Consider the following 14932-nt stretch of genomic DNA (forward strand, 5'->3'; position numbering starts at 1 on the left):
ACATTGAAAAATTTAAAGAAATAAACACAATTATTAAAAATGGTATGTAAGAAATTAAAAAAAGCGATTTTTGCGTATAAAATAGCGCAAATTTCGCTTTTTTAGTTTAAACTCCGAAACTCAGGAATAATAACATCTGGTTTTGGAGTTGGCATTGAAAGACTAATACTATTTCTAATTAATGAACATGATATAAGAAATGTTGTAGTTATACCGAGGGACACAAATGAAATCATTGAACCTTAAAGAAAAAATAGACTATATTACTTCAATACTAAGTAAATACAACCAAACAAACCAAACAAATTTAAAAATAATTATCAAAGGTTCAGCAATTTTAAGTACTAAAAATTTAATTGATCGCGAACCTAATGACATTGATATTTGCTTTGTAAATAATGAAAATCTACAGGTTAGAAGAGAATTTATTTCATATTTAACAAAAATTGGTGGCTTTGAAATATTGCGAAGTGATGATAATCTTATAACAATATTTAACAAGCAATTTGGCAATGTTGAATTTATTCTTTTTGAATATATTGATACTAGATGAATAGAAAATGCAGGTGATAACATCTACTTTACTAATATAGACTATTTACTAGTTGGAAAAATCACTATGCTAACGTACGTGATGTCTTCATATTATTTGCATAGTGATAAAGAACAAAAAATTAATAACACTATATCAGATTTAAAACTTATAAATGAAGCAACTAAAGTATTAGACAATTTTGATATTGATAATTACAAATCTGTATTATTGAACCTAATTAATAATTCAACACTTATTTATGTTTATTACAAATACGATAAATTTTTGTGATGAGAAGAAAGTTATAATTCATTTAAGGTTGAAAAAGATGAACTAAAAGCAACATTTAATAAAATTAAGACGATTTTTGCTCGCTTTTCAAATGATAAAGATGTATTAAACTACATTAGATTTAACAGTAGACTAATAAGTAATTTTCATAGCAATCTAATTGATACAATGTTAAAAAAATACTCATTAATTTCACCTCCAGGTAATGAAAAAATATTAGTGCAAAATTTGTTCGATAAATATTCAGATAAAAATGGTTATTATGAAATTTTTAAAGGAGCATCAAACGTTTTTATCAATGCACATTGCGATGAGGTGATGGGTTTAATTGTTGATAATAAAATTTATAGTCTTGGCACACTAAATTGAATAGATAAATGCAAAATAAACATTTTTGATGATGCAGGAAATCTGATTGCAAAGAATTTAGATATTCGAACCGAAAACAATTATGTATTTTCACCTGAAAAAAATGTAAAAATTAATAGACCTAAAGCACTAATACAAAACAACGCATTTATAAATGAAAACTCACACAAAAACATTTATTATTGTGCATCAAACGTAGAACCAATTGTTCAAAATTTCAATTTCACAAGTCGCAATAATGATAATAAAATAAATGTTTTTTTACTTAATTGATTGTGTAAAAATGATGAACTAAAATCTAATGTAATATTGACAAAAAGTGAAGAAGTATATTTAAATGGTGCTAAAAGTTTGAAAAACACAATAAAAAGCAACTATTTTATAAATTTAGAAACATCTCAATATGAAAAATGGCAAAACCAAGGATTACTTATTAGAATAGCAGATTTTTTCACAACATACAAACCAATAATCACAAATAAAATTATGAATATACTAGATAAATATTCTATTCCTTTTTCCAACTATTTTGGTTCAGGTTCAAGCGATATTACAGAATTAAGTCAAAACGAATATTCAATTACACTAGCATTGCCCTGTGACTTAATACACAGTATGAATTCATCAATATGCATTTTCAACATTATATATATGTTGCAAGCAATATTTATTATAGATAAGGAATTAAACAATGGAAAATAAATCTAAGTACTCTATTGCGCTGATTTTTTCGATGATAGGATCAGAAGCATTTAAACTTGGCAGCGCAATATACATATACAAATTTACAACAAGTTTTTGACTTGTTACTATTTTATATTTATTAATACAGGTTCCTGTTTTCATTTCGTATTTGTTAAACAAAAAAGTTACCTCGAAATTAAAATTAAAAAACATTCTTATTGCAACAGATATTATCAGTGTATTTGTCTTAGCAATAGTATTAAGCAGTTCGTTTTTCTTTGTTAAGTACAATAGATTGTTTATTTTTTCAGTATTTTTATTGATAATTAACGTTGTATTGAATATTATTCACTCCTTTAGATTTGTTGCTCTTAAAGCTTCACTTTATTATTTGGCACAAAGCAAAAAGGACATAAAAACCTACAATGTATTAACAATTATTGCTACGGCATTAGCATTCTTTGTTGCTGCTTTATTATCATACATTCTATTTACAAAACTACCTTTTTGATCTTTAATTGTTATGAATATGCTAACTTATTTTGTTTCTGGTCTATTATATTTAAGCTTAAAATTCAAAACTCAAGCGCTGCAAACTACATCAAATATCTCAAGCAACGCTGACGCACGAATTGTTAAAAGCTCTAAATTATCTACCTGAAAATGAGTATATACTTTTGCATGTAGTTTTATTGTTGGTTTCTTTCTTTTTCCACGTACTTCAGGTATGTCGCAATTTTTTAAAGAAATATCCTTAGATACAGAAAAATGATCATTTGTCTTAAACATAATATTTAGTGCTTTTGGTTTAATTGGAAGTTTAATTTCTTTAGTTATTAGAAACAAAGAAATTAAACTTTATTGAATACTTTTACCAATGAACATTGTTGCAATAGCAACAATACCTATTCTATTTGCTAATATAACTAGTAGCACAAAAAACATAGTCTACCTTGTAATGATAGGTCTGCAACAACTTTTCTTCTCCTTGTTCTTGGCAATATTCTATACGAATACATACCTACTTTTTAAAGAAGAAAAATTCAAAAAAAATACAATTTACACCCTAATTTTTAGAGTTATTTCATCTTCATTAATAATAATTCTATTTACCTTAATTACACATAAAAGCAACTATTTTGTTACTTTTAGCATCTTTACATCATTAATTTTACTTACAAGCATAATAATTATCATTTCTGAACAATTCATTTTTAAACATAATATACATAAATAACAATTATTGAATACGTAGTCTGCATTTGCATTCTACGTTTTATTTTGTAGCAAAAATTCAACTAATGTGTTGAATTTAAAATTCTTGATGAATTTCGCTTTCACATGCAGAATTAAAACATATTTTTTGAAAATTAAGCATACTCAAAATAACATAAGTAGTTCAAAAAATCTTAAATTTGCACTTTTGAAACAGCAAAAAATGTACTTTTTCAAATGATTCAACATTCTTGTGGTAAATTTCCATACATATGGTTTTTTTTCACATATTTTTTTGTGTAAATGTAATCTAATTTCTAAAATATAAGTCTCTTTACAACATCAAAATAAGATATTTTTTTAATGCTGCAAAGATTGTTTTTAGCTATCAAAAGTACTCTATAATCAATGTTTTTGTTTAAGTTTTTTATGTTCTTTAAGCATGCGAATTCATTAATTTTTGTTTTCACTTTTGTGAAAAAAATGAGATAAATTTACACGATATTTAACATATTTTTAAGCAACAGCTGTTTTTTTTTTTTTTTTTTGTTTTTAAAAGAATAAGATTTAAACATAAATAAATTAATTATGAGGTAATTTATGCAAAAGAAAAATAAAAAAACTATAGCAATACTAGCCACCGCACTAGCTTTAGGTGGTAGTGCTGCGGCTGCAACGCTCTACACAATAATTGTAAGTAAAACTAAACAAAAAGAATATGATTCAAGACTTAAAAAACTTGAAGACGACAAAAGAGATGTTCTTTATGACGATGATGACTTGACACGTGAAATAGAAAAATTTTTAGATAATCCTCTTAGAAGACGTTATCAACCAGATAACCTTAAAGATTTAGAAGATTTAGAAAGTCAAATTCAGCAACACCACCAAAGAGACATTGAAAATTTAAGTGCTGAAGTAGAAAATTCAATTATTTCATCTTCAGTTAAATCTTCATTAGCTTCTAGAGTAAAAAACCTTGAAAATAAAGCGCAAAAGTCTGCATTTAAAAAAGAACTTGATAATATTAAAGATTTAGACAAAGAAGTTTCAAGTGAATTAAGTCATATAACTAAACCATCTGATAAAGCACGTTTTGAGAAGCGTTTCCAAACCGAATCACGAAATTCTACTGACCTTGATAGACTAAAAGGTGATATTTTAATTTACCTTGCTAATGAAGCAGATAGTGCCAGAAGACGTCAAGAAGCAATCGATAAACTTAATGTGCAATTAATTCAAAGAGTTAATAATAACTCTAATTACAATCAAGACTCTAAAAAATATTGAATTGATAGCATTAAAGACTTAACAACAAAAAAAGATCTTGAAAAACTTCAACTTCTTAAAAACAAACTTGATACAAATGACAATACATTTAGACTTAACGATGGTCAAGTTAAAAATGAACTGCTTCAAAAAACTAAAGATGCTACTAAACAAGCTGAACTTGATTCTATTAATGCGCAATCAGACAAAATTCTCAACGACAAAAGAGACAACATTTTAAGTGCAATCAATAAACTTCTTATTGAAGACACAAAATCTAAATTTAATGCAGACTTAGAACAAAGCAACAATGAAAAAGACTTAGATAACTTAGCTAGTGATGTTAAAAAAGCACAAATCATTGAAGAAAGTTCACAAAACTATAACTCTATTAAAAATGCAAACTATTTAGAATTAAATAACTTAATTACTCACGTTGAAGACATCAACCGTCTTCAAGAGTTAAATAACGACATTGGTAGATCTGAATATTTAGGTAAAAGTCGTTCTAAACACAAAGATATTGTAGATGTTCATGACAAAATTATTGGTGAACTTAATAAACAAAGTCCAAAAGACACAATAGCATATGAAAAAGCTGCACTAAAAGACAAAATTAACAATTTCTCTGTACCTTTGAGCAACAAAGATGAACTTTTAGCACTTGTAGACACAATGACAGCTCAAAATTCAAGTGAAGTTATTAATAAAATCAATGAAGCACTTGTATTTGAAGTACTTAAACATGAAGCACCTAAAGCTGTTGACAATCTTGATGTTTCAACTGAATTGCACGACAAACTTAAAAACCGTCTTGCTCAACCAAATCTAAATATCTTTGATTATGACGAAATTATTAAAGAAGCAAACAAACCTCTAAATGCTTTACGAAGCGAAATCAGAAAAGGTCTTGAAATTCTAGATGACTTTGAACAAAAAAATACTCTATCATCAAAACTTAAAACCGCAACCAAAGAATCTGAATTAATAGAAATCAAAAAACAAGTAGACTCACTAAATCAAATTCGTGAAAACATTCGTGATAAAGCTAGACAACTTGTTGAACGTTTAAGTGAAAGCGACCAAAAAGAAGTATTTAAAAAACTAATTCAAATCCCAGCAGTACGTATCAGTGAACTTGAAAACATTATTTCTACAGCACAACGAACATTGCACAATGAACAACAAAAAGCTAAAACAAATGCACAAAAAGCCAACGATCACGAACGATATAATGAGCTTAATAAACAAGCTAATACTGATACATTAACTCAAGACCAATACAAAGCAATCAGCGATGAAGCAAATCGCCTTTTTGAAGCGCAAAAAAATTCAACTTCTCAACACATAGCAGACAGTAAACTTGATGACACAATCAAAGATCAACTAGTTTCACAAACCGAGTTAGCCTCAAACGTCAAAGAACTTAAAGTTATTGAAGCAAAACTAAAAGCACTTGAAAAAGTATCTAAAATTACTGATCCAGGCATTCGTGGTGATTTACAAAACAAAATTCTTGACATTGAACTTGATGATGCAGATGCTCACAAAAAAATAACAGAAGCAACTACCGAAGCAGACAATCAACTTGCTAAAGAAAATACAAACATTGTTGAAAATGCTAAACGTCAAATTAAATCACTTCCATATCCAAGCGGCGAAAATTCAGAAGCTATTAAAGAAATGCTTACTGAAATAGACAATATCCAAAAAGATCAAAGTCTTAGTCCACACCAAAAAACTCAAAAAATTACTAAATTAATCAACCAAATTGGTGTTCTAAACAGCAAAATTCAAGAAGCTAAAAAAGAAATTGAAAAATTAAGCTCTGATCGTCAAAAAGAATTGAATGATCTACTTGACAAAACTAATTTATTACCTGAAGGTTCAAACGAATTTGATACCTTATTCCAAAAAATTAAAGATGCAAAAGCAAATGATAAAAATGATTTTGTTGACAAAATCAATACTTTAAGTCACCTTACTCAACAACAACGTGATGAATTTATCAATAAAATTAACCAACTTGAAACAGACAATTATGATAAATTAAACAAAATTTACGCTGATGCTCAATTACGCGATAAACTAAATGATTTTATAGATACTCATGTTAAAAAACTAGAATATCCAGCTCACCAAAACGCTCAAGCAATTCAAGATATCATTGCAGAAGTTGAAAAAATAGATAGTGAAGAGCAATTAGAGAACTTTAAGAGAAGTGATTTTCAAAATATTAAGTCAAATGTTAAAAGAATTAATGATACACTCCAAAATCTTCATGCAGTTCCCTCAGATGTAACTGAAGAGTTTAATAAAGCAAACACAAATGATGAATTCGATAAACTTAACACATTAATTAATGAAAAAATAGCTAATGAAAAAACTAAATCAGTTTTAGACCACAAAGTGGAGACTTTACCATATCCTAATGCAAATGGTAGTGTTGCTGGTCGTGGTCAACACAATGCAAAAGCTATCACAGAAATTAAACGATCATATGTTGATTCTAATGGTGTGCCTAACCCTCAAAAAATGAAAGAGGTTGAAGGTAAATTACAACAAATCACACAAAAAATCAACAAAGCTATTGAAGATATTAACAAAATTTCTCAAGAAGCTAGAAAACCATTATGAGAGAAACTTCGTGAAACACATACTGATGCAGGTTTTGACGCTTTAACTAACCAAATTCAGCAAGCACACTTAGCAGACATCAACAATGCTCTTGCTGAGATAAATAAATTAAGTCATTTAGGAGATACTGCGCGAGATAAATTTAAAGAAGAAGTTGGTGGCGCTGACTCTTCAGATAAAATCGATACAATTGTGGATAATGCACGTGTTGATGATTATCGTCAAGAAATCAAAAACCTTATTAAATTGAGCGAATACGTTAATGGTGATGTCAGCGAGCAATCTATTAAAGATAAATTTAATAAAACAAAACAAACAATTTGAAATCAAATTGATAAAAATGTCACTGGTGTAGACTCTCATCTTAAAGAACTTAAAAAAGTTCAAGACTTTATTACCGAATTACATAAAGTTAGAGATGAAATTAGTGGTCTAAAAGCAACTGATGTTGTTGGTTTAGACAATTCGAGAACTGAACTTAATAAGTTAATTGTTGAAGTTACTGATACTGCAGGTTTGGATAAAGTTAAACTTGAAATTAGAAAACGCAAATTAATTAAAAAAGTAGCTGATGCTGGTTATGAAAAAGATGCTGAAGCAATTAATTCATTAAATGAAAAAATTAATAGTGCTTCTTCAGATGCAATCCTTGATGAATTAGACAAATTTATTAAACAATTACCTGAAAAAATTAGTGATGCAAAAGCAAAAATTAATGAAATTAGCAACAATGCTCAAGTTAAAGATGCTGAAAAACGTAAAAAAACACTTCTAGAAGAGTTGAAACGTGCAGACACTGAAGCAAAATTTGAAATTCTTAAACAACACATCGAAAGCGCAAAAACTCAAAATGAGCAAGAATACAAAGATTCGATTAAGAAAAATATCATTGAGCGTGCTAAAACTTTAGGTTATCCAAAATCTAATTCTGAAACCGATTCTACTGGTTCAACACTTATTGTTGCAGAAATAGAAAAAGAATTTAAAGGTAAAACAAATCCACAAGAAATTGATGCACTTGCTCAAAAATGAAATACAGATTTAAGTCAAATTGAAAGCAAAGTTCGTCAAGCAAAAGATTTAATATCTAAAACAAATCAATCTCAATTAGATAATCATAATACCAAGTTAAATCAACAAACCACCACATCAAATCTAGATAAATTCATTGATGAATTAAATAAAGAAATTAAAAAAGACACTGATGATGTTTTAAGTAAAATTAGTGCTCTTACACATCTTAAAGATAAAGATCCATTCACAAATAATTTAAGCAATCTAAATTATCAACAAAAACAAGATAAGCTTCATAAAGCGTATAAAGCAGACATTGAAGCCCGTATTGATAAATTAAAATACTACTCAACAAAAGCACCAGCAAAAACAACCCTTAATCATCAATTAGTAAATATTGATAGTGAACAACAACATAATCAAAAAATACATGAACTAGATGAACTTGATAAATCATTAGAATCAGCAAAACAAAAAATCGAAGGAATACCATACAAAACATCAAATTCAAAAGGTAGAAAACGTCTTCAAGACTTACTTGATACCAAAACTAATAAAACACAAGTTGATAATCTTGTTTTAGCAAATCTTAAACAAGATCTTGGTAACTATTTTACTTTTATATCTAAAGAACCAAATGCTATTGATGCAGCTCAACAAAACAAACTAAAATCTCAATATGAAGAAGTAACAACGCAAGAACAATTAAATACTCTAAAACATGATATTTATAGTTCAAAACGCGATAAAGCTCATTCAATTATTGAGGCATTAAGCAATCTTGATGCAAAAGTCAAAGCTGAGCAAAAAGCAAAAATCACCGACAAAGCAGCAAGTTCTATAACTGATTTAAGTCAAGAATTCAATGCAATTGATCAAATAATTCTTGAAACACAAAAACTTGATGCTAAATCTGCTGTTGATAAATTACCTTATCCACTAGATAACTCAAAATCTGAAAGTGCACGTGATACATTAAAACAAAGTATAACAAATGCTGGTGATTTACAAGCTATCAATAAAGTTCTTGAAAAAGTAAAACAACTTAATGATAAAATTATTGATTTTAATAATAAAGTAAATACAATTAAACTACCACAATACAAAGAAAAAATAAACGAAGAAATCGTGAAAGTTCATGAACCTTCTGGTTTTGCTAAAGCAGAATTAGAGTTCGAACGTGCAAAAATTGCTGACAAAATTGCTGATATCAAAGGTCTTAAAGACACAAAACGAGATGAATTACTTAATGAATTGGATTCTAAAACAACAAAAGAACAATTCAATCCCGTTTTCCTTAAAGGTCTTCTTGAATTTAAAAAACAAGATTACATTGAAAAAACAATCAAAACTCTTAAATTCATCAAACACAATAATTCAAATGTTTACAAAAAATCTATTGAGAAATTAACCAAAGAAATTGAAAAAATCGATACAACTCAAAATCTAAATTCTAAGAAAACTGAAATCGGCAAATTTATTCAAAGACTAGAACAAAAAGTAACGAAATTTAATGAAATATTCAATAAATATCCTTCATATACTCATGCTAAATCTAAAATAGCTGATGCAATTAATGCTTCAACTACAGTAACAGAACTTGACAATGCATTACCAGACAATTGATTAACTCAAATAGATGAAGCGTCTGGTGTTGTAAATCTTTACTTTGGCGCAAATACATTATCTGATGAGCTTCAAAAAACATATCCAAGCGCTGTTGAGGGGCGACCAGATAATGGTCTTACTTTAAAAGAATTGCAAGACAAAATAGTTGATGAAATGCGTAAAGAGGCATTTGAAAAAATTGATAAATTAATTTCTAATGATCAACATAAAAAAGATGAAATTAAAGCTAAAATTAAATTAATTCGCGCAAATAACATTTCACCTAACCCAATATCTCTTACAAAAGCACTTAAAGACATTTTTGACATTACAATCAAAGCACAAAAAGACGACTTATCAGCATTTATTGATAATATTGGTTTCCCTCAATCTCCAAGCAAAAATGCTGTAGAACAACTAAAAAATAAATATGTTCAAGGCTTTAAAGAAGAGTCAAAATTTAACCAAAATAATCAAATTAGTAAATCTTACAGAGAACTAAAAGAAATTAAAGAACATGTGACTGCTGCAAATACTGAAATTGCTAAATTGACTTCACAACCACAAAAAGATCAACTTAATAACCGTCTTGCATTAACTTATGATATATCAGTAAATAATTTTATAACTCAAATAGACAAGATTAAAGATGATGCAAAAACTATTAAAACATTAGAAGAAGAATTAAATAAAATAACTCACTTAAATACAAATCCAAATACAAGTACTGATTCAACTAATGAAGACAAAAACAAAGTAAACCAAGCTATAGATACACTTAAAGCTAAACTTAAAGAAAAACTCGACAATTTAGTTTCCTCTTCACAAAGTGATGTGCAAACATTTAGAGATTATTTAGAGAAAACGATTGCTACTCTAAATAAATTGAAAACTCTATTCACAACTGACACAATTGTAATGAAGCGTTATGTAGACAAAATAACGAATACAACCAATATTTCAGAATTAAAACCAATTTTAGATGATGCTATAAAATTTGATGGTCTATTTAGAGCATGATGAACAACAGATACAAAAACATACAATGGTCGTTATATAAAAGACAACAAAACACTTTTATCAGAAAATGCTAATGCTCCAATAAGTAAAAAAATTGTAGATGGTGTTAAATTCAAAACTTATGAAAACTTATTAAAAGAGATTCGTGAATTAGAAGACTTTGATAAAGTAGATAAGATAGTTAATGTTGATTATGCATTTTACCATGGACTAATCGATTATCTTAAAGCAACAAGTTCATTAAAAGATCTTCCTACCACAACATATGAATATTACCGTGATGAAGTTTTAAAAGCACAAAGCAAAGATCGTATAGAAACACTTAAAGATCGAATAGTTAAAACTGCATCAGTTATATTAAAAATTAAAGCTAAATTAAGACTTCTTCCATCAGGTAACAACGCAGCTCTATTAAGGGATGTGGAAGGTATAAAAAATTACAATGAAGCATTAACAATTGAACGTAAAGTAAATGATTTTATTACTGAATACAATAAAGCAAAAGATAAACTTGATCAGTACAAAAAATCTGCATTTAAAAACAATGACAAGGTAAATGCATTTGATGCAGAATTACTAAGGGTTGATGAGAAAAATGAAGCAATAACGCTTGCTAATAAAATTGATGCTGAGCTTGTTAAAGTAAGCAAAAAAGATGAGATAAACAAACTTTCTTCATTAAATCAAGAACAAAAACAACATTGATACACATTAATTGACAATGAAAACAACGTTTCTAAATTAAATGATATTGTTTCGCAAGCAACACAATTTAATAATAAAGTTAATGAAGCTAAAAATATATTATCTTCTGTAGGTGTTGAAAGTAACAGAACAGAATTATCTAAATTAATTAATGATGCTCGAAACAACGAAAACATCGACAATGCTTTAAATAAAATTAAAGCATTCAAATCTGAATATACCTTAGCAGCCAAATATGTTGATGAATATGCTAAATTTAGTATTAAAGATCCATCTAAAAATGCTGAATTTACTAAACGAAAAGGAATGGTTCAATCAGCTGAGCAGGCATCTACATTATTAAATGATGTAAAATCTAAGTTTGTTGAACAAATTAAAGATGTTGTTAAACAAATTAAATACCCGGATAATAATTCTCAAGATGCAAATAATTCAAGAAACACACTAAATGGACAAGTTGACCACATATCAAGTCCTGAAGGTTATATCCCGCTTTATGAAAAAGTTTCAACAATTAAAAACCTACTTGATAAACGTATAGAAGAAATTAATACAAATAAATTACCTTATGAAGCTAATTCAGAAGCGCTTGCTACTATTAAACGAGAATTGAATAAAGCTACCACACCTAACAGAATAAAAGAAGTATACCCTGAAAATTGAGCTCAAATTGTCAAAACATATCGAGATGCATTGGATAAATATCTTCCAAAAAACAATCTAACACAAAGATTATGAGATAGATTCAACAAAACTTGAAATGCTAATGGTGTTGAAACACCCGCAGGAATGCAAGAACAACTATATGCAACACTAAAAAGAGATGTTAAAAATGTTCTGCGTACTTTAAACAACCTTCCTCAAAACAATAACTTTGTAGCACGTGTAGACCAAGTTCCAAACAATTCTAATATTGATACCAACCTAAATCAAATAGCTACAATATACTTTGAAGCATTCCAACAAAACTACAATTCATTCATTGAAAAAATTGCTTATCCGGATGGAAATTACCAATCGCAATCAACTAAAACAAAAGAAGCTCTTAAAGCAAAAGTAAATGGATACGCATCACACAAATCACTAGTTTATGAAGATACAAACAAATCAAATCTTGAATCTGAGTTAAACCAAATTAATACAAAAGTTGGTGAAATTAAATCTAGAATTACTGCGCTTAATTTAACCAAAAAAACAGATGAATGAACAACAGAACTTTCTAAAGCTGATTCAATAGCGAAATTAGATGCATTAGCTGCAAAACTTGTTCCATATGAAAAAGTTAAACTATTAATAAATAATATAGTAGATCTTGCAAACGGATTTATAGGTGAAAATAATAGTGCTCAAGATGTTAAAGAAGTTAACGATGCATATAAAAAACTACGTGAAACATTTAAAAACAAACTTGACCAAGCTACAGACAGCAATGTACAAGCTTTAGGTGCTTTAGCTGATGAAGTTCGTAAATCAATTGACCAATTTAGACCTGCCTTTACAGGTGATGTGCTAGCACAAAAACACTTTGTAGAAGAACTTAACACCGCAAACGACGCTCATCAAGCAGCAGTTATCAAAGACAAAGCTATTAATTACTCATCAAAATTAAATGAATTCTGAAATGGACGTGATCACTCTGGAAGTTATATTAAAGAACACAAGGATAAACTTGATAATGCTCATCAATTTGACTTTAAAACATATGATGAATTATTGAGAGAAGTTAGAACATTTGGTGATATAACAAAATTAAGTAAATTTATCACTGAAAAAGTACCTCTTTACCACGGTTTCATTGACTATAGATTAGCTACTGACAATAAATTAAGTGGTAAAGCAAAAACTCACTATGATAACCAAATAAAATCAAAACATTCTAAACAGGAATTAATATCATTGCGTGATGAAGCTGTTAACTATATTAACAAACACAAAGAAGCAAAAGATAAAATAGATAAAATAAGCAAGCAAGAACACAAAAACAAATTTAACGAATTGCTTAACGACACATTAACTCAAGCTGAAGTAGAAAAATTAATTCTCGCAATTGATGACTACAACAAACATCACACTGAATTATCTAATTTAATAAACAATAACTACACAGGTTCATACAACAAATTAAGTAGCGATGACAAAAACAAACTCAAATTAAATAATAGTCAAAAACCAGGTAAATTAATTACAGAATTTACTCCTGATGAGTTTAAAAAAGCCTTGAATTCTAAAGAAGGTTTAGTTAGAACATCTGTTCTATTATTACAAGCTAAAATAGTAAAATTATTTGGTAGTATGCCGGGTAATAAAAAAGATGAGTATGCTAATAAACTACACAATGCAGGTGAAGATATAACTAAATTAACTCAACTTTATAACGAGATGCTTGCAAAACATAAAGAACTATACGATCAAAGAATAAAAGCTGTTGTTAACAAAGCAAGAACTAGACTAGAAGCAGCAATATCGAATAATTTTGTGGAATACTTCACACCTGAGCAAAAGAAAAAAATTCCTGTACGACATAATAATTATGTTGATGAGTTATATTTAGCAGACTTTGAGAAAGAATTGAAAAATGCTCAATCGAATGAAGAAATGGTACAAATAGAGAAAAAATTCTTGTTTGAAAGATATGCTGAATCTAGACGATTAACATCGGTATTGAATTCTCTTGAGTGATTTATAAATAATGGTCGTAAAATAGATTGAAGAGGTAAAGAAAAATATCGTGAAGCATTTCAGTCGCTTATTGATGCATTTAGAGATACACATAAACTAACTGGATATGTTGTTACAATAGGTAATGAAAAAATATTAGAACATGACTCAACATATTATGATACTGATAAAAGATCACGAACAACTTCAATGTTTGCACATTTATGAGACAAGATTGTTGTTAGAATGAATGATAATGATAGAAATTACTTAATTTTAGCATTCCGTGGTGCAACTCAGTGACAGTCTAGACTTGGAAACAAAAATAATATTGAAGGTGGTTGAGACTGATATGATAAAAATAGTAGAGAAAATTCGTTAATAGACACAATTATTAAAGATTTAAAAAACAATAATAATGCAAGTATTGATGAAATTTATGGAGTAATAGATGAATTATCTGCAATAGCATTAAACATATTTACAACAGATGATATAGATTATTCATACAACAATCACTCATCATTATTATCTAAATATACAAATGGAAAACATATGTTTGGTGCATTTGATAACTTGTATTTAAATACTTCGTTTAAAACTCGACGTTATCTTATTAATGCATTTAAAGAAAATAATAATCTTTACGGTTATGAAATAACAAAAAATACAAAATTCCGTATAGACTTATCTATAATGAAAGAATATAGCGCTTAAAAAAACACAAAAAAGAGCATTTAAACATGCTCTTTTTTGCTTTTTTTGGCTTAAAACTAAATCAAAAAAAATTTATTCACTTTTTCCTGCGTTTCTGAGTTGCGATAATTAATCGCTCACTTATTCGACTATTAAGTACTACGTACTTAATTTTTTTTAACTTTTTATATACAATTATATACAATTTGATATAATTTAGTTATGAAGAAT

General features: G+C 28.0%; 4 protein-coding genes. All 4 read left to right on the forward strand.

The features are described from left to right. The first annotated feature begins 129 nt into the window (after positions 1–129). The 4 genes from E1I18_RS03850 (at position 130) to E1I18_RS03105 (ending at position 14722) form a co-directional block, all read left to right on the forward strand. Entirely contained in the window at positions 130–246 is a 117-nt protein-coding gene (locus E1I18_RS03850; protein ID WP_408634154.1) for an amino acid--tRNA ligase-related protein, read from the forward strand. Then, positions 227–1897, forward strand: a complete 1671-nt coding sequence (locus E1I18_RS03095) for a zinc-binding metallopeptidase family protein (RefSeq protein ID WP_141484139.1) — start codon at positions 227–229, stop codon at positions 1895–1897. The genes E1I18_RS03850 and E1I18_RS03095 overlap by 20 nt, the downstream gene beginning before the upstream one ends. Then, a complete protein-coding gene (locus tag E1I18_RS03100) occupies positions 1887–3116 on the forward strand; it encodes an MFS transporter (protein ID WP_141484140.1) in 1230 nt (409 codons plus the stop codon). The genes E1I18_RS03095 and E1I18_RS03100 overlap by 11 nt, the downstream gene beginning before the upstream one ends. 578 nt (positions 3117–3694) lie before the next feature. After that, positions 3695–14722: a GA module-containing protein gene (locus tag E1I18_RS03105; protein WP_141484141.1), complete on the forward strand. Its 11028-nt coding sequence runs from the start codon at positions 3695–3697 to the stop codon at positions 14720–14722. Positions 14723–14932: the final 210 nt, after the last annotated feature.

Source organism: Mycoplasmopsis mucosicanis, assembly GCF_006546935.1.
In the GTDB taxonomy this organism is placed as follows: Bacteria; Bacillota_I; Bacilli_A; order Mycoplasmatales; family Metamycoplasmataceae; genus Mycoplasmopsis; species Mycoplasmopsis mucosicanis.